The 23,583-nt window shown below is 64.0% G+C and carries 28 protein-coding genes and 3 pseudogenes; 12 read left to right on the forward strand and 19 right to left on the reverse strand.

The genetic code is table 11. The annotated features are described in order from the left end of the window. Positions 1-144 precede the first annotated feature (144 nt). From ACIBG0_RS16065 to ACIBG0_RS16080, 4 genes are all read right to left on the reverse strand, one after another. Complete coding sequence (locus ACIBG0_RS16065) at positions 145-402, reverse strand: hypothetical protein (protein ID WP_397033096.1); 258 nt, start codon at positions 400-402, stop codon at positions 145-147. Between the two features lie 15 nt (positions 403-417). Continuing rightward, complete coding sequence (locus tag ACIBG0_RS16070) at positions 418-837, reverse strand: hypothetical protein (RefSeq protein WP_397033098.1); 420 nt, start codon at positions 835-837, stop codon at positions 418-420. A 122-nt stretch (positions 838-959) separates the two neighbouring features. Further along, a complete protein-coding gene (locus ACIBG0_RS16075; RefSeq protein ID WP_397033099.1) occupies positions 960-1,217 on the reverse strand; it encodes a hypothetical protein in 258 nt (85 codons plus the stop codon). 5 nt (positions 1,218-1,222) lie between these two features. Then, positions 1,223-1,534: a hypothetical protein gene (locus tag ACIBG0_RS16080; RefSeq protein ID WP_397033100.1), complete on the reverse strand. Its 312-nt coding sequence runs from the start codon at positions 1,532-1,534 to the stop codon at positions 1,223-1,225. A 674-nt stretch (positions 1,535-2,208) separates the two neighbouring features. On the opposite strand from ACIBG0_RS16080, the gene ACIBG0_RS16085 reads away from it, so the two are divergent. The 5 genes from ACIBG0_RS16085 to ACIBG0_RS16105 all read left to right on the forward strand — a co-directional run bounded on the left by ACIBG0_RS16085 (position 2,209) and on the right by ACIBG0_RS16105 (position 6,564). Then, positions 2,209-3,504 carry a helix-turn-helix domain-containing protein gene (locus ACIBG0_RS16085; protein WP_397033102.1) on the forward strand — a complete coding sequence of 432 codons (1,296 nt, stop codon included), beginning with the start codon at positions 2,209-2,211 and terminating at the stop codon, positions 3,502-3,504. Positions 3,505-3,587: 83 nt separating this feature from the next. Further along, a complete protein-coding gene (locus ACIBG0_RS16090; RefSeq protein WP_397033104.1) occupies positions 3,588-4,160 on the forward strand; it encodes a 2'-5' RNA ligase family protein in 573 nt (190 codons plus the stop codon). A 113-nt stretch (positions 4,161-4,273) separates the two neighbouring features. Then, positions 4,274-4,648, forward strand: a complete 375-nt coding sequence (locus ACIBG0_RS16095) for a hypothetical protein (RefSeq protein ID WP_397033106.1) — start codon at positions 4,274-4,276, stop codon at positions 4,646-4,648. A gap of 72 nt (positions 4,649-4,720) precedes the next feature. Continuing rightward, positions 4,721-5,083, forward strand: a complete 363-nt coding sequence (locus tag ACIBG0_RS16100) for an NUDIX domain-containing protein (RefSeq protein WP_397033107.1) — start codon at positions 4,721-4,723, stop codon at positions 5,081-5,083. A 137-nt stretch (positions 5,084-5,220) separates the two neighbouring features. Further along, positions 5,221-6,564: a family 1 glycosylhydrolase gene (locus tag ACIBG0_RS16105; RefSeq protein WP_397033109.1), complete on the forward strand. Its 1,344-nt coding sequence runs from the start codon at positions 5,221-5,223 to the stop codon at positions 6,562-6,564. Between the two features lie 337 nt (positions 6,565-6,901). Here ACIBG0_RS16105 and ACIBG0_RS16110 read toward each other — a convergent pair whose 3' ends face one another. Then, positions 6,902-7,549, reverse strand: a complete 648-nt coding sequence (locus tag ACIBG0_RS16110) for a hypothetical protein (protein WP_397033111.1) — start codon at positions 7,547-7,549, stop codon at positions 6,902-6,904. A gap of 18 nt (positions 7,550-7,567) precedes the next feature. Between ACIBG0_RS16110 and ACIBG0_RS16115 the strand changes: the two genes are divergently transcribed. The 3 genes and pseudogenes from ACIBG0_RS16115 (at position 7,568) to ACIBG0_RS16125 (ending at position 10,343) form a co-directional block, all read left to right on the forward strand. Next, positions 7,568-7,813 carry a hypothetical protein gene (locus ACIBG0_RS16115; RefSeq protein ID WP_397033113.1) on the forward strand — a complete coding sequence of 82 codons (246 nt, stop codon included), beginning with the start codon at positions 7,568-7,570 and terminating at the stop codon, positions 7,811-7,813. A 71-nt stretch (positions 7,814-7,884) separates the two neighbouring features. Then, a pseudogene (locus ACIBG0_RS16120) lies at positions 7,885-8,717 on the forward strand (RNA polymerase sigma factor); the annotation flags it as partial. 162 nt (positions 8,718-8,879) lie between these two features. Beyond that, positions 8,880-10,343 carry a short-chain fatty acid transporter gene (locus ACIBG0_RS16125; protein WP_397033115.1) on the forward strand — a complete coding sequence of 488 codons (1,464 nt, stop codon included), beginning with the start codon at positions 8,880-8,882 and terminating at the stop codon, positions 10,341-10,343. A gap of 106 nt (positions 10,344-10,449) precedes the next feature. On the opposite strand, the gene ACIBG0_RS16130 is transcribed toward ACIBG0_RS16125, so the two are convergent. From ACIBG0_RS16130 to ACIBG0_RS16140, 3 genes and pseudogenes are all read right to left on the reverse strand, one after another. Then, entirely contained in the window at positions 10,450-10,650 is a 201-nt protein-coding gene (locus ACIBG0_RS16130; protein WP_397033117.1) for a DUF6186 family protein, read from the reverse strand. After that, positions 10,647-11,060, reverse strand: coding sequence for a hypothetical protein (locus ACIBG0_RS16135; protein ID WP_397033118.1), 414 nt, complete (start codon positions 11,058-11,060; stop codon positions 10,647-10,649). The genes ACIBG0_RS16130 and ACIBG0_RS16135 overlap by 4 nt, the downstream gene beginning before the upstream one ends. A 256-nt stretch (positions 11,061-11,316) precedes the next feature. After that, positions 11,317-12,007, reverse strand: a pseudogene (locus tag ACIBG0_RS16140) (MerR family transcriptional regulator). A gap of 112 nt (positions 12,008-12,119) precedes the next feature. Between ACIBG0_RS16140 and ACIBG0_RS16145 the strand changes: the two are divergent. Then, the gene (locus ACIBG0_RS16145) at positions 12,120-13,316 is read left to right on the forward strand and encodes an erythromycin esterase family protein (RefSeq protein ID WP_397033120.1); all 1,197 of its coding nucleotides are present in this window, start codon (positions 12,120-12,122) and stop codon (positions 13,314-13,316) included. A 185-nt stretch (positions 13,317-13,501) separates the two neighbouring features. Beyond that, positions 13,502-13,789, forward strand: coding sequence for a putative quinol monooxygenase (locus tag ACIBG0_RS16150; protein WP_397033121.1), 288 nt, complete (start codon positions 13,502-13,504; stop codon positions 13,787-13,789). An 89-nt stretch (positions 13,790-13,878) separates the two neighbouring features. Here ACIBG0_RS16150 and ACIBG0_RS16155 read toward each other — a convergent pair whose 3' ends face one another. From ACIBG0_RS16155 to ACIBG0_RS16180, 6 genes and pseudogenes are all read right to left on the reverse strand, one after another. Further along, a complete protein-coding gene (locus ACIBG0_RS16155) occupies positions 13,879-14,928 on the reverse strand; it encodes an ABC transporter ATP-binding protein (protein WP_397033123.1) in 1,050 nt (349 codons plus the stop codon). After that, the gene (gene modB, locus ACIBG0_RS16160; RefSeq protein ID WP_397033410.1) at positions 14,925-15,731 is read right to left on the reverse strand and encodes a molybdate ABC transporter permease subunit; all 807 of its coding nucleotides are present in this window, start codon (positions 15,729-15,731) and stop codon (positions 14,925-14,927) included. Before modB ends, ACIBG0_RS16155 begins: the two co-directional genes overlap by 4 nt. Before the next feature lie 5 nt (positions 15,732-15,736). Then, the gene (gene modA, locus ACIBG0_RS16165; protein WP_397033124.1) at positions 15,737-16,516 is read right to left on the reverse strand and encodes a molybdate ABC transporter substrate-binding protein; all 780 of its coding nucleotides are present in this window, start codon (positions 16,514-16,516) and stop codon (positions 15,737-15,739) included. Positions 16,517-16,521: 5 nt separating this feature from the next. After that, positions 16,522-16,920 (reverse strand): molybdopterin-binding protein, encoded by a 399-nt coding sequence (locus tag ACIBG0_RS16170; RefSeq protein ID WP_397033125.1) that lies wholly within the window; start codon positions 16,918-16,920, stop codon positions 16,522-16,524. A 219-nt stretch (positions 16,921-17,139) separates the two neighbouring features. After that, positions 17,140-17,220: pseudogene (locus ACIBG0_RS16175) on the reverse strand (DUF664 domain-containing protein); the annotation flags it as partial. Positions 17,221-17,303: 83 nt separating this feature from the next. Next, a complete protein-coding gene (locus tag ACIBG0_RS16180) occupies positions 17,304-18,317 on the reverse strand; it encodes an alcohol dehydrogenase catalytic domain-containing protein (protein ID WP_397033127.1) in 1,014 nt (337 codons plus the stop codon). A 386-nt stretch (positions 18,318-18,703) separates the two neighbouring features. On the opposite strand from ACIBG0_RS16180, the gene ACIBG0_RS16185 reads away from it, so the two are divergent. Both ACIBG0_RS16185 and ACIBG0_RS16190 read left to right on the forward strand, forming a co-directional pair. Continuing rightward, positions 18,704-19,159 (forward strand): hypothetical protein, encoded by a 456-nt coding sequence (locus ACIBG0_RS16185; protein WP_397033129.1) that lies wholly within the window; start codon positions 18,704-18,706, stop codon positions 19,157-19,159. 416 nt (positions 19,160-19,575) lie between these two features. Then, the gene (locus ACIBG0_RS16190) at positions 19,576-20,217 is read left to right on the forward strand and encodes an MspA family porin (RefSeq protein ID WP_397033131.1); all 642 of its coding nucleotides are present in this window, start codon (positions 19,576-19,578) and stop codon (positions 20,215-20,217) included. Here ACIBG0_RS16190 and ACIBG0_RS16195 read toward each other — a convergent pair. From ACIBG0_RS16195 to ACIBG0_RS16215, 5 genes are all read right to left on the reverse strand, one after another. Beyond that, positions 20,214-20,369 (reverse strand): hypothetical protein, encoded by a 156-nt coding sequence (locus ACIBG0_RS16195; protein WP_397033133.1) that lies wholly within the window; start codon positions 20,367-20,369, stop codon positions 20,214-20,216. The genes ACIBG0_RS16190 and ACIBG0_RS16195 overlap by 4 nt on opposite strands. A gap of 39 nt (positions 20,370-20,408) precedes the next feature. Next, positions 20,409-20,606 carry a ferredoxin gene (locus ACIBG0_RS16200; protein ID WP_397033135.1) on the reverse strand — a complete coding sequence of 66 codons (198 nt, stop codon included), beginning with the start codon at positions 20,604-20,606 and terminating at the stop codon, positions 20,409-20,411. Positions 20,607-20,618: 12 nt separating this feature from the next. Then, the gene (locus tag ACIBG0_RS16205; RefSeq protein WP_397033136.1) at positions 20,619-21,806 is read right to left on the reverse strand and encodes a cytochrome P450; all 1,188 of its coding nucleotides are present in this window, start codon (positions 21,804-21,806) and stop codon (positions 20,619-20,621) included. Next, positions 21,806-22,177 carry a DoxX family protein gene (locus ACIBG0_RS16210; RefSeq protein ID WP_397033137.1) on the reverse strand — a complete coding sequence of 124 codons (372 nt, stop codon included), beginning with the start codon at positions 22,175-22,177 and terminating at the stop codon, positions 21,806-21,808. The genes ACIBG0_RS16205 and ACIBG0_RS16210 overlap by 1 nt, the downstream gene beginning before the upstream one ends. Before the next feature lie 691 nt (positions 22,178-22,868). Beyond that, the gene (locus ACIBG0_RS16215; protein WP_397033139.1) at positions 22,869-23,171 is read right to left on the reverse strand and encodes a hypothetical protein; all 303 of its coding nucleotides are present in this window, start codon (positions 23,169-23,171) and stop codon (positions 22,869-22,871) included. Positions 23,172-23,583: the final 412 nt, after the last annotated feature.

Raw genomic sequence — 23,583 nt, forward strand, 5'->3', positions numbered from 1 at the left:
TTGCCCGCCGTCGGACTGCCCATGATGAGCGAATGATGTTTCGATCGGGGACTCCCTGTCTCGACTTCTGCAACCAACGCCTGATTCGCGCTCAGTGATCCCTCAACCGAACGGCAAACTCGGCCGGGCCAGGCTCCGGGGTCGCTATATACCCAGGCGCTCCATCCCCCAGTCCAACGCGGCATTCTCGTCGCTGGCCGGGATAGCGCGGGTGTAGTACATCGGAGGCGTAATCCACCGCCACCGCCGCCAGCCACGCAGTGGGCGCACGGCCCACCCACCGAACTCCCGACGCACCGGATAGCCGGTTCCTGCACTCGGCGCTAGGCGTTCGGTCAACACCTCGATATCGCGTCGGAGCCAGTACCAACGCTGTGACCAGGTACCTCGTCGGAGCTTCATTGCCGGTCCCGTCTTTCAGCAAGTGATGATGGTGGGCATGGTCTGTGCCCCGGGTGAGCTGACAGTCACACCATTCACGGCCACCCACATCGTAGCCACGCCCTTCCATGCTCCGGGCTCACACTGGGCCCAAGTCGCGATGTTGAGGCGCGGATCGGGCATCTTGGAATCGGTTGCGGCCGCACGGCGAACCCAGTTGCCGCCAAACGGCTTGTACATCAATTCCAGCGAGATATGGAAAGTCTCGGGCGCCAGATTGCAGTTGGCGTAGCCGCCGACCAGAACAGCGTTGTTCAGAAAGTACGGCACCCCTGGTCCCGCGAACGTGAATTCGCAAGGTGAAGTACCACGTTCGGCAGCCACTACTGGCTGTTGGATTGCCAGGCCGACGGCTAAAGCGGCGCCGATCGTAAGGAATTGGACGAGTTTGGTCATGACTTTCCCCTAAGAATGACCGAACCGGGACGTTCGTCCGGCGGTTGGTTGCACCGTCTGTTCCCCTGTAATCACTTGGTGGGCACCAACTCTCGCGTGCCTGAAGCGGCCGCTGCTCACACTCATGACCTTTCTGTGTCGTGAACGCTGGTCGGCATGACGGTGATCGCGTCGTCTTTATCCAAATCCGCGTCCAAATCGCAAATCCAGCCGTTTTCGTCAACCCGACTCAGCCAGCCATCGGAGAACCGCTCATAGATCGGAGTGCTGTCAGTAGGCGCGAGCGCGAGCTTGTGGTGCGTGTCCTCATGGAAGACGGCGAGCAATGCCCCCACGGATGGGGCGATTTCGCTTCGATGGGACAGATCTATCTCGACCATCTGATCTACGCCTCCAACGAGTTCGGCAGGTCCGTCAGATTGATCAGCGCTGCCCAGTAGTCGTCACGAAGCGCGTCCCACAGGTCGCCGTGCTTGGGAAGCAACTCCCGAGCAGCGGCTAGATCTGGGTACGGTTCGAATATGACTGTTCCCGGTTGCACTTCCGGAAGCGGTGTGCGCGAAGGCAAGCGGTACGCGGTGAAAGATTCGGAAACGAATTGCACGCGCACGATGCGCGCGGCTTTCCCCGCCAACTGCCACACCGCAACCTTGCGACCATCTCGAGTTCGACTGGTGCGCAACCTATCTCGGCGCATCACTCCCCTTTCTGATTGGTGCGCCCGATGCCGGAGGACTCGACACCCCGGCACCGGGACGACTGTGCGGACACAGACCGCTCGGCCCACTCACGAACCGCATCCGCGAACATCTCGACGACATCCACAGGTGCACCGCTATACCCCGCTACCGGCCCGATCAACGGAACACGTTGCGGCAGACTTGTATTCGTCATGGCTTCCTTCCGCCGATATTGCGACCGTGGTACCCGACTCCGAGAGATGTACGCCATGATCGCGGGCTCGGATCAGCCGATGACATCGGAGAGACGGCCGAGTGCCGCGCGGAACGGCTCGCACTGCGGTCCGCGTCCGGTATGAGTAGTGACGATGGACGGGGCTTGCTCCCGGTCGATGTCCTCGATGAGAGCTGCGCACAGCAGTCGCGAGTCGTCAGTTCTGCGATGTCCAATCGCGTCGGCATCCTGTCCCCTCTTACGGCAATCGATGCAGCCTCGGCGGTAGCGTCCAACCGCGTGCCTAGAGCTCGGACATCTCGCGCACTGGATGGAAAATGCCTGCGACCTGCATCAGGTGTTGAAATGAGCCTGCAGCAAAGGAATCGGTCCATAACAGTGCGGAACCGGCGCGAGAATAGTTAAGAACGGGTAATTTGCTGTTCGGCACTGGTCTACGCAGGGGGAGCGAACCGTATGGTGAATATCGAGTGGACGCCCGCAGAGATCCGCGCCCTCCGCGAAGCGATGCGGCGCAGCCCATTGGAGTTCGCGCGCATCGTCGGCGTCACCAAACGGACCCTCAGCCTCTGGGAGTCCGGGCAGACATCGAACATGCACGAGGCAAGTAAGCGCTTGCTCTACCAGGTTCTGGAGGATGCCACCGACGATGCGAAACAGCGGTTTCGGACCTTCGCCGCAAACAATTCCCGCCCCGAGACCGCGCATGCGCCGAGCGACGGGGACCTTCTACTCGCGACGGCCGATGAATCAGCGTCATTACTGGCATGGGCGGAAGCGACAAACGTGGGTCCGCTGACGATCAAAGACCTTCGGAACAACCTGCGCTGGGTGACACGTGAATACCTGAAATCACCGACGCTGCCGCTGTTTCGGCGGGTAGTCCAGACTCGAGATCGGGCGATCGAATTGCTCCAGGGACGGCAACGCCCCAGACAGAGCGCCGAACTCTACGGAATCGCCGGATGGTCCATGACGATCCTGGGCTGGATGACCACCGACCTCGGGAATCCGGAGATCGCAGAGCGACATCTGCGCGCCGCGTGGGCCCTTGCCGAGAACACCGAAGACAACGAGTTGCGCGCCTGGATCCGGGCCGCGCAGAACACCGCGGCGGCGTGGCGCGGGGAATACGATGAGGCCGCCAGTGCCGCAGCAGACGGTCTCGCCTATGCCAACGCTGGAACAGCACCGCTTATCCTGGCAAGCGCCAGGGCGATCGACTTGGCCCACCTCGACCGCAGGCAGGAATCAACAACTGCGATTCAACAAGCGCTCGATATCGCAGCGCAGCTGCAAGACGAACCACAGAGCGACCAATTCGCTGGCCCCTTCTCATGCCCCGTTGAACGCGCTGGTGGCTACTGGTCTGATGCCGCGCTCGTCAACGATGACCCAGCGAAGTCGATCGAGTTCGCTACCAGTGCCCTCGAGCAGTTCCGCAGCGCCGCACCGGCATTGCGCAACCTCGGCTCCGAACGCATGGTCCGCTGCCAGCAGATCAAGGGATACATCGTGCTCGGCGACCTCGATGTCGCGGCTACCGAACTGGCCGAGGTTGCGGCGACAACACCTGTAGAACACCGTGTCGGGCCGTTGATCCAACGGATCGATGAAATCGCCCAACTGGCCTGCGGGACAACCGGACGCGCAAGCCGTACCACCGAAATCATTGATGTCGCGTCGGCATTTCGACAACTCGCCGATCTCGGGCCCCTGCCAGCGCTTGCAGCCGGGACGAACGGAAACTGACTCACATGGCTGAAGATTCAACGCATGATCATTGGTGGTGGCGTCCTGGTTGGAGAGTGGGCCGGTCGTTCTACACCTGGCACGTGACCTTCACCGACAACTCCCGGGTTCGACGTCTCGTCGACCTGTTCGAACCAATACTGGCGCAAATTCCGACGATGGACCCTGTTGGCGAAGAGGGTCTGCACATCACGATCCAGGGTATCGGGTTCACCGATGAGGTCGTGGCGCGAGACGCCGAGCGAATCGCTGATGCCGCCGCCGAACACCTTTCCCGGCGTCAACCATTCGACGCGCGGATCGGGCCGCCCACAGTAGATGCGGAAACCGTCGGGATGCCGATTTCGAACACCGAAAGCTTCCAGCAAGTGCGCCACGCATTACAACAAGCCATCGCGGAGGTGTGGGGCATCGACAACGTGCCCGAACGCCACGACCGGTTTCAACCCCACCTCACCCTCGCCTACTCCACCGGCGTGGCACCGATGGCCGTCCTGCGTGACCTACTGACCCGAAATCAGTTGAGCGACATCGAGGTTGTCGAGCAGGTGAAAGCCGTATCACTGATCGAGCTGAATCGGGACAACCACCGATATGAATGGCGCGAGATCGCCAAGGTGCCGCTGGGCACCTCCAACTCAGCCGGAATCCAGTAACAGTTCGACGCTGTCGACTATCACTGGTACTCGAGGAACACACCGAGATCGAGTGGACGACTAGTACCGATGCGCTCGAACCGACGATCTTCACTCCCGGGGGGGCGATTGCGATGTCAGAACACCGCGAGGCGGAAGTCAGGTTGCGGCTCGCGGACGCCCGCGCCCGTCTGCTGTCGACCGGCGAGACGTTCGCACGCGCCGAGGGCGGTCGCGAACCAGAGCGCTCGGAAGTATTCCGAGCCGCTCAGAACGAGATCCACGCGGCAGAGCAAGCCCGCAACCGTCTGCTCGTCGAGCTGGTCGGCGACGCTGAAACAGTGCCGCTCGAGCTGGCAAAGCGACTCGGGCTGACCGGGCGCGAGGCCGCGCACATCATCGACACCGCGCGAGCGGGTTCGCAGCGGATGAAGGCTCATGTGTTGGGAGAAGCATCAAACTCCGAGACCCGGCCCGTCTGGACTAGCGAGACGGACTCGAAGCAGTAGGCGCTTCTCCCTTTTCGCTTCCCAAGCGGTGGGCACCGGCCCCGGTCCGATCTCTGACACGATGGGCAACCGATGAGCGCCACCACCGAAATCATCGCCCGCGCTGTCATCCGTGAGGGCGCTCGGATACTCGTGGCACGCGAACGCGGCAAAACCTGGGTCTTCCTCCCCGGCGGGCACGTCGAGCCCGGCGAACCGGTCGAATCCGCACTGATCCGCGAACTCGCCGAAGTGCTCGGGACCGCCAGCAGGATCGTCGGCTTCGCCGGTGTAGTCGAGCACGGGTACAGCGATCGTGGCACTGCACACCACGAAGTCGATCTCATCTTCGATGCGGAACTCGACGGCAAGCGGTCAGCCAGGAAGACCATCTCGAATTCGATTGGCTCCCAATCGATCAGATCGACAGAACCGACCTGCGCCCAGCAGCTGTGAAAACCGCTATCGCACGGGGCATGCGGTCGTTCTGGCACGGCTGGAAGGCTGACGAATAGCACGGCTGCAAATGCGGCAAATCAGGCCAGCATTCGTGATTCGTCCAGCGCTGGCGGCGACCGAGCTACCCTGAATTGATGCGATCCCGGTTCCGTCGGTACGTCCTGGCCGCGCTCGCCGCCGCCGCGTCGACCTTGTTGCTCTGCACGAACTCCTCCGCCGTCCCGCCGATCCGCTCGAACGCCCTACCGGTACTCGACTCGGATTTCCTCTGGGGTGTCGCTTCCTCCGGATTCCAGTCCGAAGGCCATGCGCCGGATAGCAATTGGACGCGTTACATCGCGAATTCCGGTGCCGACGCACTCCAGGATTCGGTCGACTTCTACGACCGATATGCCTCCGATATCGACCTGGCGGCCGCGCTGGGTGTGAAGGTGTTCCGGATCGGAATCGAATGGGCTCGTGTGCAACCCACGCCGGGCACCTGGGATGCGGGCGCGTTCGGTTTCTACGACGCGGTGATCGCGAAGATCGTGGATTCCGGGATGCGACCGATGATCACCCTGGACCACTGGGTCTACCCCGGCTGGGCCGCCGACCGCGGCGGCTGGCGCAACCCGGGTATGGTCGGGGATTGGCTGGCCAATATGCGCACGGTCGTCGACCGCTATGCATCGCGAAACCCATTGTGGGTCACCGTGAATGAGCCGGTCGCCTACATCGTGCACGAGACCGGCCGCGGCGCGGCGAGCGGGCCCGAGATGCTCGACCGTCTCGCGCAGGCCCACAACGCCATCTACGACTACATCCACGAGGTCCAGCCCGGCGCTCAGGTGACCAGCAATGTCGGTTACGTCGCGGGCTCGGAGGCGCAGGTCAACGGCGAGTTCGTCGATCGCGTCGCGAACCGGCTCGACTACGTGGGCGTCGACTACTACTTCGCCTACGATCCGGTGCAGTCGCTGCTGAGTTCCATCACCAGGGCCATCGGGTCGGCGATGCCACAGCTGCCCGGACAACGCATCTGGGAGCTGCCCGTGCGCACCGAGGGCATTTACTATGCGCTGCAATATTATTCGCGCCGCTTCCCGAACAAACCGCTCTACATAGTGGAGAACGGCATGCCCACCGAAAACGGCATCCCCCGCGGCGACGGCTATACCCGCAGCGATCACCTCCGCGACACCGTCTACTGGATCCAACGCGCCAAAGCCGACGGCATGAACGTCATCGGATACAACTACTGGAGCCTCACCGACAACTACGAATGGGGCAGCTACACACCACGTTTCGGCCTCTACACCGTCGACGTGCGCACCGACCCTTCCCTCACCCGCCGCCCCACCGACGGCGTCGGCACCTACACCCAACTCATCGCAGCAGGTGGCCTCCCCGCCGACTACCGCCCCACCCGTCCCCCATCGTTCTGCGTCCTCGTCGACCCACCGGCCAGCTGCCTGAGCCCGGTCGCAAACCCATAGCGTGCGGCACCGGCTGCGTATCGAAACCACCGCACGAGGTCGCTGTCAGGCGCCGAATCGCCGCTCGGTTCGTCGAACGCGCTCCCCGCGAGACCGCTGTCACTGGGTAGCGACGAGTCGGAATGCTTGTGCTGACGATCGGGGCTGTACGGGCAGGTGTGAGTTCTGCCGAGATTGCCGATGACTTTCATAGCATTCGACTTCGCCTGCAGCCTCACCTACGACCGACACGGCCTGATCCTCGACTATCCAGGCATCGCGACGCGAGTCCAATGACGGCATATTTCGATTGGGTGCTGCGTGATCACTGGTTCGAACCGCTGTAGGTGGAGGTCCTTCAGCTGGCCGGTGTTTGCACGGCTATTTCGCCACCCAGTTCATAGCCACCACTGAGCTCCAGTCCGTCACCACTCCAAAACCGGCCGGGGTCATACCAATTGGGGCTGCGCTGTTGCGATAACAGTCCCATCGACTGGTAGGTCGCGGCCACGATCTCCGCGCAGTACGCGCTTTCCAACTCCAGCGCAACTGCTCGGCTCGACCGGCGGCGCGGGAGCCGCACCCGACCGCGTAACCAGCGTCCGGCGAGACCGGCAGTGGAAGGAAAGGGAGTTCCATCGAGTCGAGCGATGGTGCGCAGAACGCTGTCTTCCATCTCTGTGGTTGCCGGACGGTTCAATTGGCGCAACCACGCCTGCTGACCGTAGCGGTGTGTCCACACCGAAACCGCATCACGCAGGTTGTGCAGCTGCACGCCACGATGCGCGACACCCGACCACATATCGGTCAGTGATCGACCGAGCTCCGCGTGCCAGATCAACGCGGGCAGGTCATCGAGCACAACCGACATTCCCACATGGTTCACCGGACTGTTCGTGGTCATCCGAATCGCACGGTCGGCCGCCGAATGCCCACGGAACAACCAGATATCGCCAGTTCTGGTGAGCTCGAGCGCCCGATCGAGACTGATGCTCGTCCCCGTCATGGACGTAGCCTATGCGGTATGAGGTGGTGGAAGGCAGTGGGATTGGCAGGTGCCGCCGGTGTAGTCGCAACCGGCGTGGTGATCGTGCGGGCTGAACGCCGCCGCCGCGCCTACACTCCGGACCAGGTCCGCGAACAACTACATGTGCGATTCGCCCAAGCAACCTCCGCCGAGGAACCCGCTCCCCTCGCTCAGGACACTCCTGGCACCCGAAGCCGAATTCGCCGCCTGTTTCAACGACGACAAGCCGGTCGGCAAGGGTGAAAAAGAAATTTCGGCGGCGCGTCGATCTTCGGCCTTCCCCGTTCGACTAAGGGGAGAGAGGGGCCCGAGGAGTCGCGAAGGCGTTCCTCGTGCCGACCGCCACCGTGCAGGCAAGGATCACCCGCGCGAAGAAGACCTTGACGGCGGCGCGGACGCGGTTCGAGGTGCCCTCGGCACGAGAGCGGGCCGAGCGCCTCGGCTCGGTGCTCAGCGTGATCTATCTGATCTTCACCGAAGGTTCCTCGGCCAGCTCCGGCGGCGAGCTGATCCGATTCGAGTTAGCAAGCGAGGCACAGCGTCTCGCGCGGGTGTTGGCTAGGCTGGTGCCGAACGAACCCGAGGTCCACGGTCTGCTCGGACTGCTCGAGCTGACCGCCGCGCGTTTCCCGGCGCGTACCGGGCCGGACGGCGAGCCGGTTTTATTGGAACAGCAGGACCGTCGCCGCTGGGACCGCGCCGCGATCCGCTGGGACCGCGCCGCGATCCGCCGGGGACGGGCCGCCCTAGCACGCGCGGAGCAAGTCGGTCGCGGCCTCGGGGCCTACGGCTTGCAGGCGGCGATCGCCGAATGTCATGCCGTCGCAGCCTCGGTCGAGACTACGAACTGGGAGCGCATCGTGGTTCTTTTCGAGGCGCTCGGCAGACTGGCTCCGTCGCCGGTGGTCGACCTCAACCGAGCGGTGGCAGTCTCCATGGCGCAGGGACCGGCCGCGGCGCTGCCGATCGTGGACAGCTTGGGTGGGGCGCTGTCGAATTCGCATCTGCTGTGCAGCGTTCGCGGTGAGCTGCTCACCCGCCTGGGACGCACCGATGAGGCGCGCGCCGAACTGGGCGCGCGGCAAAGCTGTGCGGCAACGAGCGCGAGCGGACGGTGCTGCCGCGCAAACTCGCCGAGCTCGGCTGAACCGCATACCACCGCCTATTTCTGCATTTTTGCAGACCGTACCTGCGCATTTCTCTCTTGCTGGACGCGAGGGAGGACATCGATACTCGCCAAGCGAGCCTTGTGTGGTGCGTCACATACATCGCACAGCCTCGTGCGGAGAGAAAGGTGAGGAACCACGAGATGACGTCCACCAGTACGGAAACCGGGGCCGAAAAGGCTGAAGCAACCAGCCGTGAGAAGGGTCTTGCGCGGGTTGCGCAGTCGCTCGCCAGGTGGACAGAGAAGTGGTTCCCGGACGCATACGTTGTCGCGCTGGCGGGTGTGTTCATCGTGGCCGTCGCCGCGCTGGCCAATGGCTCGTCGCCGCGAACAGTCGCGAACGCGTTCGGCGACGGCTTCTGGGATCTGACCGCATTCACCCTCCAGATGGCAATGGTGGTGCTCACCGGATACGTCATCGCCACCTCCCCTCCTGTCGCCCGGCTGATCGACCGACTGGCCACCGTGCCGCAAACTGCCAGCAGCGCAGTGAGTTTCGTTGCGTTCCTGGCTATGTCGATATCGCTTCTGAACTGGGGACTCAGCCTGGTTTTCGGCGGTCTGCTGGCCCGTGCGATTGCCCGTCGGACCGATCTGCGCGTGGACTATCGCGCGCTGGGCGCCGCGGCGTTCATGGGGTTGGGCGCGGTGTGGGCGCTGGGAATATCCTCCTCGGCCGCGCAGCTTCAGGCCACGGCCACCTCGCTGCCTCCGGCCCTGCTGAAAATCACCGGGGTCCTCGACTTCGGGCACACGATCTTCACGTGGCAGTCCCTGCTCATGTGCGCCATCATCATGGCGCTGACGGTGCTGATCGCGCACTTCTCGGCACCGAAGGACGCGGCGATCAAGACCGCACAGGACCTCGACGTCGATCTAGATGACCAGCCCGACGAAGTGGCACCACGCTCGCGTCCCGGGGAATGGCTCGAGTACAGCCGTGTCCTGCCGATCCTTGCCGGGGTGATGACCGTGGGCTGGTTGATCTCCCAGCTCACCAGCAAACCGGTACTCACCGTGGTCAGCACCTTGAATGGTTATCTGCTCGTATTCCTCATGCTCGGCTTGGTGCTGCACGGGACCCCGCGCAAATTCCTGCAGGCCATCTCCCTCGCCGTACCCGCGACGGCCGGAATTCTCGTCCAATTCCCGCTGTACGCCGCCATGGCCGCAATCCTCACCAAAGCCAAAGGCAGGGGCGGACTCACCATCTCCGAACACCTCGCACACTTCTTCACCAGCATCGGCGGTGGGGGAAGCTTCGCCATCGTCATCGCCGTCTATACCGTGATACTCGGCATCTTCGTCCCGTCCGGCGGCGGAAAATGGCTGGTCGAAGCCCCCTACGTCATGCAGGCATCGACCGATGTCCACATGAACCTGGGCTGGACGGTGCAGATCTACAACGTGGCCGAGGCACTGCCGAACCTGATCAACCCGTTCTTCATGCTGCCGCTACTGGCAGTGCTCAAATTGCGGGCACGCGACCTCGTCGGATTCACGTTCCTGCAGTTCTTATTCCACTTGCCGGTGGTACTGCTTCTCGTATGGCTGCTCGGAATGACATTCGACTACGTCCCCCCGATCCTGCCCGCCGCCCCGTGATCCCATCGGAGCATGCATCGCGAGCGGGTCCAGCGGGCACTTTCCGGACATCGACGTATTTCGATCGCCTCTTCGGTGATCTCACGAGCATGGACCTCGAGCCCTCCTACCGCGCGAGAAAGTGCCAGCCGACCCATGCCCACATGAGCACAGCGGCAATCCTCGCCACCCGAGTGCGCGTCAGGTACGCGATCGTTTCTCCAACGGGCGCGACCAGATCCCGGCGCATATGGGTAAACGCGACCACGCCGAGCGCGACCACCAGCACCAGCACGAACCCGACGATGACGATCACCCGATCGCTCATCTCGGCACCAGCCACCAGCCGACACCCAGCCACACCAGCCATCCGGCGAACCGCAGCGGCAACTGCTCGAGTGCCGGATCCAGCAGCGTCGACAAGGTCGGGTGCAGCTGGTTCGGCCGCGTCCAATCCGGTTGCCGCACAAAGGCATACATCTCCCACGCCGACGCGACGACCAACAACATCGACCAAACAGCCACGCCGCGCCGCAGCCGAGCGGTGCGGGGAATCCGCTCGGGTCTCGCGCGCAACGCGAGCACCAACACGACGACCACCGCCACCAACACAGCCATCGTTGCCGACGAACTGAACGGTCGAGTAGCGGCCCCACCCGCCGCCAGCACAGCACCGACGGCCACCAGCAGCATGCGTCGCCGGAATGGTCGCACCGAGAGCTCCAGTTCCCCTGCCACGTGGGCAGAATAATTCCCTGAGCACCGGATTGGGCGCATATCGGTGGCGGATCCAGCACGCCGCGTTATCGACCGACCATCACCGCACGCCCTCACACTCCTCGAGACATGACATACCGTCCGCTTCAGCCAGCATCCACATCGCAGTTCGGTCGCCACAGTCGACCACCGCACCCGCCCGCAAGCGGATGACAGAGTCGCAGAGCACAGCGGTCGAGGTCGCGGACCGGACTCACCAACTCGTCGGCCGCGCTCGTCAGGTCCGATCGAGCAGGGCGAGGTAGGCGTCGAGCTGAGCCGCGCCCGCGAGCAGGTTGCGGCTGCGCGTGGTGATTCGGGCCTGCCAGGAGTCGAGGAAGGCGCTCAACGCTTCCGTACCGCCTGCTTCGCGCAGCGAGTCGAGGAACTGCGCGACCTGGCGCAGGCGGTACCCGCCTCGGCGCAGCTGTCGCGCGATCTCGGCGTCACGCACGCAGTCCGGTCCGTATTCGCGATAGCCTGTTGCCCGATCGCGTTCGGGGCGCAGGATGCCCTCGGTCTCCCAGGTGCGCAGCGTTGCCGGGTGCAGGTCGAGCCTGCGCGCGAGTTCGCCCACGGTCAGGGGGCGACCGCTGATCCGGGTGGGGGCGGACAGGGCGGTGAGAGCGGTAGCGACCTCGGTGCGGGTATCGCGCTCGGCCAGTAGCGCGACGTGTCCGGCATGGATGAGCCGGTAGGCGGACTCGATGTCGCCTCCATTGATCGCGCGCATGATCTCCATTGCCTGCTGATGCCCGTGGCCGCCGCGCAACGCGAGGAAGGTACGTAGGGCCTGTGCGTGTAGAGGCGTGTAGAGGCGGTAGCCGGTCTCGCTGCGCTCGGTGGGCGGAAGGATGCCCGCGTCGTCGTAATTGCGGGATCGCCTGGGCCGACAATCCGTGTTCTCGGGCGAGGTCGATGGGTCGCAGTTCGGACCTCCGATTGAGGCTTTGACCTATGGATTCCAGGTAGAAGTCATCGAAGTCTCACCTGAGTCTTCAACGATAGCGTTGAGGGTAGATCCTTCGGAAAGGGGTGTTCATGTCTACTGCCGCGTCACTGCATGGAATCGGCCGCCAACTCGACGATCAGGCCAGCCTCGGCCGCGCCCTCGACGAACTGCTTGCCGCACGCAGCGAGCCACCAGCCCTGCTCGCCCTGGGCGAGCCAACACACGGGATCGAGGCATTCCCGTTGCTGCGCAACGAGATCCTCGCTCACCTCGTCGAACGGGGATACCGGTCGATCGTGCTGGAGAGCGATTTCTTCGCCGCGTCGGTCGTCGACGACTACGTGGACGGGTCCACGACCGAGATCGACGAGGTGCTCGCGACCGGGTTCAGCCACGGATTCGGCTCCGTGCCGGGCAACCGCGAACTCGTCGAATGGCTCCGCATGCACAATGCCGGGCGCGCGCCGTCGGACCGGGTTCGCTTCTACGGCTTCGAAGCGCCGGTGGAGTACGCCGGTGCGCCGGGCCCGCGACGCGCACTGTCCACGGTCAACGACTACCTGCCCGCGACGCTGCGGCCCGAATCGGTCCGCGACCTCGATGCCCTGTTCGGCGAGGACTCGGACTGGACGAACCCGGCTGCCATGTTCGACCCGGCAGCGTCCATCGGCGAGTCCGACCGCGCCCGCGCCCTGCGCATCATCGCCGATGACCTCGCGAGCGCGCTGCGCCGCGCGGCACCCGATCTGCACGCCGCCGACCCGACCGGTTTCGCCCACGCCGTTGCGCACGCGCGCACCGCCCAGGGGCTGCTGCGCTATCACGCGGCCATGGCCAGCAGCACGACCGATCGCATCGCGCTATTGCTCAGCGTGCGCGCCGAGATGATGGCCGAGAACCTGCTCGCGATCGTCACCCAGGAGCGGCAACGCGGGCCGAGCCTGGTGTTCGCGCACAACTCCCACCTGCAACGCACACATGGCGAAATGAGCTGGGGAAGCGCCGGAGCGCTCGTCGGACTCGCCCTCGGCGAGCGCTACGCAGTCCTCGCAACCGACGCCAACCCCGACAGCGCTCCGGACACCCTCCAGGGCGTGCTGTCCGAGGCGACGACCCGTCGCGCCCTGTTCCCGACACCGGCTCTGCGTGCCGCCCTTCCCCCATCGATCGGCACAGGCAAACCGATTGTGCGCGGCCACATCCCCCTGAACCCGGCGGAGTTGGACGGCTCCGACGCGGTCATCTTCATCGCCGACACCGACGGAAAGCAACACCAGTACTGGTAACGCCCACGTCCCGACTCCTCCCGACCACGGAATGTCCACTCAGCTCGAACGGGAACGGCGGCCCAGCGTGCGGGGCGAACGGCGTCACGTCGCGTCGACGTTGAAGGTGAGGGTCTGCCAACCAGCCCGACGACTGAGTATCGATGACACCATCAGTCCGTCATCCACTCACCCTGAGGAGAACCATGCTCGCTGTAACTGCCGATGTGACCGTCAAGCCTGGGGCTGGCCCCGAGTTCGAATCCGTCGTCGCCGACCTCGTCGCCCAGGTCCGGGCCAACGAGCCCGGCAATCACATCTACCAGCTGACCCGCTCCCAGGCCGATCCCAACAATTACCGCTTCTTCGAAATCTATTCCGACAGGGCAGCTTTGGAGGCGCACACCGGCTCCGACCACTTCCGCGCCGCAGGCAAGCTCATGACTCCGCTGCTGGCCGCACCCCCGAGGCTCGAGTTCTTCGACACGCTCTGAACCCGACCCTCTGCGGACCGAACCGTCCGCAGAGGGAAATCCAGCAGGCGCGCCTCGGCCTCATGGCCGTGTCGTCGTAACAGGGTGTATCACGCCGGGTAGGTGTGGACTTCGGTGGCCTTGACCGCGGCCCATAAGGACACACCGGTCTGCAGACGCAAATCGGCGACGGTCGCGGGAGTGACATCGGCGAGCACGGACGGGCTGCCATCGAGACGTACCCGAGTGGTATTGGCGTGTTGTTCGAGACCGACCACGGTGACCGGCCAGGTATTTCGCGGGCTGCCCGCCGGTTGCGCAAGGTGCAGGCTCACCGCGCTGGGCGCGAAAGCGACATGCACAGCACCCTCGGCAGGTTCGGCCACCGTGAGTGTGCCGCCATCGTCGAGGTCGATGGCATTGCCGTGGGCCGTGCCGCGATAGAGGTTGAGACCCACCAGGTTTGCGACATAGTCCGAACGTGGTCTGCGGGCGACTTCGCTGGGCAGCCCTTCCTGGATGATGCTGCCGTTTTCGACGATGACGAGGCGGTCGGCCAGCACCATGGCATCGAGCGGGTCATGGGTCACCAGCACGGTGTGTCCGCTGTAGTCGGCGAGATGGTGGGCCAGATCCGAGCGGACCTGCAAACGGGTGCTGGCGTCGAGCGCCGCCAACGGTTCATCCAGCAGCAGCAGTCGCGGATCGGTGGCCAGTGCGCGGGCCAGCGCGACACGTTGAGCTTGTCCACCAGACAGTGCACGCGGTTTGGCGTGTAGATGCTCGGCGAGGCCGACTCGCTCGAGCCAATACTTCGCCCGATCGCGGGCGGCCCGGCGGTGGTGCCCGCGAGCGCGCAGCCCGAAGGCGACGTTGTCCTGGGCGGACATGTGCGCGAACAGCAGGTAGTCCTGGAATACGACGCCGATCGCGCGTCGATCGGCCGGGATGAACAGCTTCGGCGGTGCGTCCCAGGTGTTTTCGTCGAGACGAATGCTGCCTTCCGTGAGCGGGGTGAGTCCGGCCAGTGCCCGTAGCGCGGTCGTCTTGCCCGCACCGTTGGGGCCAAGCAGTGCGACGACTTCACCCGGTGCCACGCTGACGGCGATATCGAGTTCGAATTTGTCTCGGGTGACGCGTATTTCGGCGTCCAGTGTCATATCGCCCCTCGCGTCCACCGATCCCGCAACGCCGCCAGTACGACCACCGACACCGTGAGCAGCACCAGGCTGAGCACGATCGCGTCCTCGGGATCGGTTTCCAATGCCAGATAGACCGCCAACGGCATTGTCGTCGTCTTACCCGGAAAGTTGCCCGCGAAGGTGATCGTGGCACCGAACTCACCGAGCGCACGCGCCCAGCACAGCACCGCACCTGCGATCACCCCCGGCATCACCGACGGCAACGTGACCCGCCGGAAGGTCAGCCAACGCGACGCACCCAAGGTGGCCGCGGCTTCTTCGTAGCGGGGGTCGGCTCCGCGCAGCGCACCTTCGACGGAAATCACCAGAAACGGCATCGCCACGAATGCCTCGGCGACGACAACCCCGGCGGTGGTGAAAGGCAGTGAGACGTCGAACCACTCGTACAGATAGCGGCCGACAATCCCGCGCCTGCCCAATACCAACAGCAGTGCGACACCACCGACCACCGGCGGCAGCACCAGCGGCACCGTCACCAGCGCCCGCAGGAATCCGATTCCCGGGACCTCACCGCGAGCGAGCAGCCACGCCAGCGGAATCCCGAAAACAAGGCAGACGACTGTCGCCGAGCTCGCACACACCAGCGAAAGACGTAGCGCCTGGCCGACTTCGGCACTGAACAACCGGTCGGGCAGACCGCGCCACGGCGCGCGCAGCAGCAATCCGGCCAGCGGCAACAGCAGAAACGCCAAACCGCAGATGGCGGGCAGCACGAGAACGAGCGGTCGCCGCCCGCGCGCTGCCCGCCGTCGCGCCGACATTCGGATCACGGGTTATCGAATCCCGCCCTGGTGAACACCTCGCGTACTCGATCGGATCGAACGAAATCGACGTACGCCCTGGCCGCCACCGAGTTGGGCGACTTGGCCAGCGGCGCGATGGGATAGTCGTTGATCGCCTTGTCCGCCTCGGGGAAGTCGATGCCCTCCACTTTGTCACCGGCAGCCCTGACATCGGTGCGGTAAACGAGCGCCGCATCGACCTCACCGAGGGTGACCTTCGTCAGCACTGCCTTGACGTCGGCCTCCCGGGTGTCCGGCCGCGGGTGCACTCCGGCGACCTCGAATACGGTCTTCGCCGCGGCACCACAGGGCACCTGCTCGGCGCACAGCGCGATCTTGGGTTCGGTCTTGCCGAAGTCCGCGAGTCCGGCGATATGACCGGGATTGCCCTTGGGAACGGCGATTTCGAGACGATTGCGCACGAACGTCACCGGTGTGGCCGTGATATCGCCCGCGTCGAGGACCTGTTGCATATTCTTCGGCGCCGCCGAGGCGAATACATCGACCGGGGCGCCCTGTTCGATCTGCTCGGCCAACGCCGAACTCGCACCGAAGCTGTAAACAATTTTGACGCCGGGGTGGGCGGCCTCGAACTGCTTGCCCAACTCGGTGAACGTCTCGGTCAACGAGGCCGCCGCGAATACCGTCACCGTTCCGGAGATCTTGTCGGTCGGGGCCGGAGCGGAGGACTCCTCCGCTCCACAGCCGACCAATGTCGATGCGACGGCTCCGGTCAGAGCAACGGTACTCAGGGAACGAATCATCCTCGTCAACTTTCCGGGATTTCTACAACAACATGGGTGGACTTGACCGACGCGACCGCGACGCTGCCGACCTCGAGGCCGAGTTCGTCGACCGAGTCCCGACTCAGCAGCGACACCAACTTGAACGGCCCGGCCTGCATCTCGACCTGAGCCATCACCGTGTCCTTCACGATGCGTGTCACGATCCCGCGCATCCGATTACGCGCCGAGATCGCGACAGCGGCACCCGGCTCCGGTGCCTCCGAGTTGGCCCGCAGAAATTCCGCCAACTCGCGGCCGCTCACACCCATGCGCCCGTTATCCAGCTGAATAGCGTCGAGTCGGCCCTGATCGATATACCGCCGCACGGTGTCATCGCTGACACCCATCAACGCGGCAACCTCACTGATCCGCAGATTCGACACGATTGGCAGCATATTGCCGTATCCACGGAATGCCTAGCCGAATACACACGCACATTCACTTCGGCGGCGCTGGCGAGCCGAGCAAACTGTCCTCGGAGCCGGCCCCCAGCGCCTCGGGGCGGCGCTGGGTACGTGCCGAATTCATGGATCTCGGCTGCGGTGAACGGTGACCGATCCGACGTACCGCCAAATGCGGTGATCATGTGTTCTTCCTGGAAGTCAGCGGCCGGTCGTGCCGTCGATCAGTTCGCGGACGATATCCGCGTGGCCTGCGTGACGGCCGGTCTCCTCGATCGTGTGGGTGGTGGATGCCCAGCGGATGCGGGGAGCACTACGGCTCGCCCGCGACGCGGGATCGGTGCGCCGAGACAGCCCCTGATCAGTCAGACCGTGAGGACCATGCGGTATCGGGCCCGGCCCTGTTCCATTGCGGTGTAGGCCTCGGCGGCTTGATCCAACGGCCGTTGCTCGATTCGTGTGCGCACGCCCGATTGGACCGCGAATCGCATTGTTTCCTCGATATCGCGGGCGGTGCCCGAGGCATGGCCGGTGACGCTGAGTCCGCGGGTGATCAGCTGCATCGGGCTGATCGGCAGTGGTTCGGCGGAAACGGCGATGGTGATGAGTTCACCGCGCGGTAGTAGCCCATCGACGGTTTCGGCCATGGCTTTGGCGTTGCCCACCGTTCCAAGCACAACCGACACACCGCCGAGTCCCCGCAGCGCTCGGCTGACCTCGCCAGCGGTCGAGTCGATGTAGTGATGGGCGCCGAGCGCGCGGGCAGCTTCGGCTTTGTCCGCGCCGCGTGCGATCGCGACCGTTTCGAAGCCCATCGCATGGGCGAATTGCACGCCGAGGTGGCCTAGTCCGCCAACACCCAGAATGGCGACGCGGTCGCCGGGTACCGCCCGGGTTTCGCGCAGCGCGTGGTAGGTGGTGACTCCGGCACAACCCATCGGGGCCGCCTCGGCCAGCGAGAGTGCATCGGGGATGCGGGCCAGCGCATTGGCCGGTACGGTCACCGACTCGGCGTATCCGCCTGGGTACTGCCAGCTGGGGACCTGCATGTTCTCGCAGTGGATGAAGTCGCCGCCACGGCACGGCACGCATTTGCCGCAATGTCCACCGAACCAGCCCACGGCGACACGGTCACCGACGGCGTAGTTATCGACGCCGGGGCCGAGTTCGGCAATGGTGCCGGCGATCTCATGCCCCGGTGTCAGCGGCCACGACATATCCGGAAACGCGCCACCGACGAACGCACGATCGGTGCCGCAGATCCCGCATGCCGAGACCGCGAGGCGCACATGGTCGCGAGGCGGTGCATCTGTTTCGACATCGACCAGTTTCAACGCCGCACCGGCGGACTCCACGTGAACAGCCTGATGAGTAGACACTCGGTATCCTCGCTTTCCCTGGGGCGGCGGCGCGGACCTCACCACATCGACCGAGTCAGCGGCGCCAGCAATTATCGAACTATCGCCTGCAACGACGGTGCCAGCAGCACCGTGTCGGCCTCGTCGCACTACCTGGCCGCACCGATGTGCAATCGACGAGTCGTCATCCATCCCACGCGGCATCGCACCCCACCGCAAAGGCCACCGGCCTATAACGACGCCGTGGAAATCATACGTCCGCAGGTCTTGCGCCCACGGGACAATCGTTCTGAGCTGGTAGAGCGCTTGGTAACCCATCGACGGTCTGGTCGCAGGTCGGAGTCGATGTCCTAGCGGAGGACCGACCGTCACAACTGCAGCAGTCACCCGAAAGCAAAGGAGCGACGATGTCCACCATCCACTTCAAGGAGACCACGAGCTCGACACCGGAGCAGTTCGTTGCGGCGCTGACCGATTTCGGGCCAGGTCGCTCGCAACTGTTCGGCAACAGCACCGACCAATACCTTCGGGTGCACCGCCAGGGCCGACGTGATGCTGATGTCACGGAGGGCTCGCACGGCATCTGGGAACGCCTGCACTATGACTGGTCGAACCCCGACCGCGTCGTCATGACGACCACCGACTCGAACATATGGGGCGGGCACTCTGGTCATACCTATACCTTCACCCGCCGGCCTGACGGGAAAACCGATGTCGATGTCGTGGTGGTGCGCGAGGGCAAGAATCTCACGGGCCGGGTCCTCGGAGTCGTGGTCGGGACCGTCGGCAAACGCGTCCTGAAACAGGCCCTCGACAAGACCGTCAAGGCCATCGAATCCCGCGACGACGCTTTGCCTCAATGAGTTCGGTGCCTTAGTGACGTGACAGCCCTTCAGGTTGGTGAGCTGGGTTCTGAGCATGTGGTCGACGCTGAGTCAGCGCCGCGCAGCTTGATCAATTCCGTGTCATACCAGTCGTTCACGGTCTCGGCGACACATCAACCACCAACGTGACGAACACCGAGCACAGTTCTGAGCGACTGCCATGACCGTCCGGATTATCGACAGGCCGAATGCGTAACGCCGCGCATGAGATCAGTTGTCCCGCCGATACGGTAGGGTCTGCCGACAGGTTCGAGTACTGGTCCCGTATCGAACCTACTGCGCGGATAGAAACTTTCGAGTCCCGGTGTCGCGAGCGATCTTTGTTGCGGAACAGTCTGTGTCGGTAATCAGTCGACTGGAGTGCTATGACCAGGAAATATCTGAGGAGTATTGCAATGCTCACCGCGATAGTCGGTGCGGCGACTTGTATTGCCAACACCCCCGCCGATGCGGCATCTGGAGAAGTCGATGCCGGTGGCATGCACGTCGTCGCGTCGGTGGATGTGAATAATGTCGTCCCGGCCGGAGGCGATATGGCACAAGGAATCCCGTTCGTACACGCGGTGAAAGTGTCCGGAGATTACTCGGTGTCCCTCGACGGCGTTTCATCCGTTCGCAGCGGAGAAATTGCGATCGGATACATTATCGGTTGCGCCGTGGATGTCTCCGAAGGCATCTCGATCGGGATTGCGCCGACCATCGGTGTCAGTGCTGGTATCGCACCCTCGCTCGCATTGACCTTTGGCGATTCGACCAGCGTCAGTGTCGCAATCTCACCGAATGTCGGCGTCAATGCCAGTCTCACCGGAGCAATTACGGTAAGCCTCGCACCCGGGAACGTCACGGCAGTGGTTATCGGCGCGGCCAGCCTGGATCCGGACGCAACCTTCCCCTACACATTCGGTCACACCAACACGCCACTGAACATCAGCGGATGCATAACGCCAGTATCAGCGATGCCCTTCGTCACGGTGCGCGCCGACGGTACCAGCGGAAGTGCCCAGACAACCGGTTACGGAACAGAATTCACCTTCTAGGGGATACCGGCTTTCCGGACGTAGCGCACCACAAGAAGCGGATCGTGGGCTGGGCCGCCGAGATCGGCCCAGCAGACTCGATAACCGATCGCACGCGGTGAGCGGCCCGTCGTGACGGGCCGCTCACCGCGTTCAGCGGTGGTCTTCGCCACGAAGCGGACAGTCGATTTCGACAGCTGCGGCGCGCTAGCTCAGGAAATCTCCCGCAGCGCCGCGACCGGGCAGGAGCCCACCGCCGTACGGGCGGCGGTGACGAGATCACCGGGCACCTCGCCGCCGTCGAATCGGTATACGAGCTCGGCGTTGTCATTGAGGTCGAACACCTCGGGCGCCTGCGCGGCGCACAAGCCGTGTCCCTCACACCGGGGGTAGTCGACGGAGATCTTCATGATGGCTTCCTTCTATCGAGCTGGAATGAGTTGCAGCGGAAGGCGTTCGAAACGGTGGATGATGTTGTTGATCGCCCATTCGGGCGCACCGGCGAGTTCGATGCGCTCGACGCGCTCGACCAAGGCGGCGAGCATGGCCTGCGTTTCCAGCCGCGCGAGACCTTGACCGGCGCAACCGTGTATGCCGTGACCGAAGCCGAGTTGGCGGGTGGCGTCACGCCGGATATCGAACGTATCCGGGTCATCCCATTCCAGGGGGTCGCGGTTGGCCGAGGAGTAGAGCACCACCACCCTCGACCCCGCCGGGATGCTGGCGCCGGCGATGTCCACATCACGAATTACCTTGCGGGCGAACGCACGCAACGGTGATTCGAATCGCACGACCTCGTTCACCGCGTTCGGTATGCGGGCGGGTTCGTCCCCGAGCAGCCGCCACTGCTCGGGATGGCGTGCGAAAAGATACATGGCGCTGGCGATCGCGCTGATCGTGGTGTCCAACGACGGGGCAAGGTAATCGATCAGCAGGGCGGGGCATTCAACTTGGGAGAGCTTGCCGTCGTCGGTAGCCCGCAGCACGTCTTCCCCCACACTGCCCGGCAGCAGATCCCGCCCGCGAGCCAGCCGCCGCGTGAACTGCAACATCCCGACCCCCGACGGTGCCGTGCGAATGGACTGCCGGTTGAGTGGACCGAGCGCGTCGAATGTTGCTCCCGCCCAGCGCAATAAATTTTCCCGGCCGTGCTGCGGCCAGCCGATCAGATCCGGCACGACCGACATCGGCAGGGCGGCAGCCAATTCGACCCCGTCGATACGTCCCCGTGCGAGCGCCTGCGCGACGGCTGCGGCCGCCCGCTGGTCTATCGATTCGCGCATCGCTCGCAGCGCCCGCGGGGCCAGCCGCCGGGCGAGCAATGCGCGGCGGCGACTGTGATCCTCGCCGTCGCTATTGAGCGTGGTGCCCTTCGAGAGCCGGTTGGCCACCGGGTTCAAACCGACGCCGGCTCCGGAAACAAATGTCCGATCGTCGAGTAAGACGGCTTTGCATTCGGCATAGCGCGGCAGCGCATAGGCGCGTTGCTTGGCCAGCCACACCACAGGCCCGAGTTCGCGCAACCGTGCATAGTGCGGATAAGGGTCGAGGATGCCCTGGCACGAATAGATGTCGGCGCGGTAGACCGGAACGTCGGCTCGAGTACGCATCAGAACTCCTGAACGGTCAAAGGTGTGCCGAATACAGTCACGACATAGGCGAGGGCAAGCACACCGACGCCGATCGACGGCGCGTACTCGCTCACCCTGTCACCGACTTTCACATGGGTGAAGACAGCCCCGATCATCAACAGCGCCAACCCGATTCCGGCAGCCGCGCCGAGCGGCCACCACACGATGCCGCCCAGTACGCCCAGTGCCCCAGCGATCTCGAGCGCGCCGATGCCGCGAAAGGCGGACACCGAGTAGCCCAAATGCTCGGCACGCCGACTCATGGCCGCCACAGCCAGCGCCTTCAGTGCGCCGAGCGGCAGAAACCCGAGCGCCAACAGCACGGCCAACACGATCGATGCGACTGTCATCGGCGCACACCTACTTTCCTTCGATTGCACAGCCGGCACGTCAGCCACCGGCCTTTGTCGATGCCAGGGCAAGCTCGATGATTGCGATGACGACACGTCCTCGACTGCGGTGGCATCGCCCGCACCTGCCCGATTATCTGACGATATCGTCACTCACGAAGATACGGTCAGTCAAGAGTTTCTGAATATTTCGTCAGTACCGGATTAAGTCCACAAGCATTGACCGACGCCAGGTACCGGCATGTTCGGTCGGTGAGAGGCCTACCGATCGAGCGAAGCCTGGTCGCTCTCGTCGGTGCTGAACCGCGCTTTTGAGCGAACCTCATGCCGCGCGCATGTGGGGGCCTCGCATGACACCCGCAAAGTTGCCGACCGCCGCATCTGGATCTGCTGCGGGGAGGTCGGCTAGAGGCGTTGCCGATGGAAACGCTGTGCGGCGCGGGCACACGTCGGTTAGGCGACGCTGTATCGGATGTAGCGGAACAAATGCAGCTTCTCGCCGCCGCCCCGCGCGCCCACCGGACCCACCGACGAGTTCGGTGCACGTCGGCCGCGGCACGAGGTCGAATGGGCAAATCTGGGATGTTGATCTACTCGTTCGGATCTTTCAGCGCGCGACATCGCTCGTCTCGGTACGCGCGCTCATATACGAGAACGGTGAGGCGAGTGTTGATCGGCTCGAGAGCCCGAATCACTGGATCGACTGGCCTGGGGTGTTCTGGTCGGGCGGAGGCTCCTCGGGCTGGGTCTCCTCTGGATACGGCCGCTGCGGGTGCGGCTCGAGCAGTGGCTCATCGGGCGAGGGCACGTGCGGCGGAGGCGGCGCGGGCAGTGAGTAGACAGACTGAAGGTAGCCGGACCGGGCCGAGGTGGTGCCGACGTTCGCGATCGCGGTTCCCCCGAGCACGAGCGCCAGTGGAACCGACGCCGCCGCAATAATCGAGACCATCTTCTGTCGACGCGGGTTGGAAGCCCTGGATTTGCTTGTGCCCATAGACACATCCCTTTCATACGAAAAGAGATTTGGGACTCAATATTTCTCGCCGCCAGCCCTACGAATTATCGAAGACTTCGGAATATCTCCGAGCATAGGTGACGGTTTGCCGCATGTCTACGACACCTGTTCGATCCGAATGGACGATGAATTCGGTAACGAGCGGCTCTGAGTAAATGCCCGCGCATCGGTATTTCTGGGCGCGCGATAGGCCCAGATGATCCGCCACACTTGATCTTGGCCGCCTGCGGTTGCCCGTGCGTACAGCGCGCCAACGTGCAATAGCGCGCGTTCGCTGATGATCGGCGCCAATTTCTGGACCGCAGTCCTCGGCTCTGCTTACGCCGCTCCGATTGCCACGCCTGCACCTATCGGTGGCCTCGTATTCGGGCAATACACGTTATTCGTCAGC

This window comes from Nocardia sp. NPDC050630 (genome assembly GCF_044457245.1).
Taxonomy (GTDB): domain Bacteria; phylum Actinomycetota; class Actinomycetes; order Mycobacteriales; family Mycobacteriaceae; genus Nocardia.